Raw genomic sequence first — 722 nt, 5'->3', positions numbered from 1 at the left:
TATCGCTTGGAATAAATATAGGTACTTTGGCGTTTGAGCGCTCGTTGCATGGCTGGATAAATGATGCGGTGATGACGCTGTTTTTCTTTTTAGTTGCGTTAGAACTCAAGCGAGAGCTAGTGCTTGGAGAATTGCGTAATCCACGCCTTGCTATGTTATCTATTTCCGCTGCAGTAGGCGGAATGTTAGTGCCCGCTCTGATTTATCTTTTTTTTCAGTACGGTGAGCTAGGTCAACATGGCTGGGGAACCGTTATGGCGACGGACACGGCGTTTGTGATTGGTTGCTTAGCACTGTTGGGCACGCGAATTCCTAAGAGCTTGAGAATATTCATGTTATCACTAGCCGTAGTTGATGACATCGGTGCCATTATCGTCGTCGCCGTGGGTTATGGCAGTGACATTAATTGGCTAGCCATTGGATTCGCGTTACTCGGATTCATCGTTGTTAAAGTCATGGCATTTATCGGCATCCGCAGTATGGTCTTGTTCATTATAGTGGGAATTATGATCTGGTTGGCGGTTGATGCATCAGGTATCCACCCGACAGTCACTGGGGTCATTCTGGGGCTAATGACCCCAACAACAAAATGGATAAGCGATGACCGCCTACACACTATTATGGACTGCGTCGTGGCTTATCCACCGGGTGAGCATTGGAGTGGAGATACGCTTGATCGTAAAGCATTGAAAACGGCTGAAGCGGCTGCACGTGAAGCACTG

1 protein-coding gene is annotated in these 722 nt (G+C 47.6%); it reads left to right on the top strand.

Going from position 1 to position 722, the window contains the following annotated elements:
• Positions 1-722 (top strand): Na+/H+ antiporter NhaA (locus ABD892_RS10275; protein ID WP_345195532.1); only part of this gene is annotated, 722 nt, incomplete at both ends.

Source organism: Kistimonas scapharcae (genome assembly GCF_039540975.1).
Lineage (GTDB): Bacteria > Pseudomonadota > Gammaproteobacteria > Pseudomonadales > Endozoicomonadaceae > Kistimonas > Kistimonas scapharcae.
The sequence above is the reverse complement of the archived record's forward strand: the minus strand, read 5'-3'. Positions and strand labels throughout refer to the sequence as shown.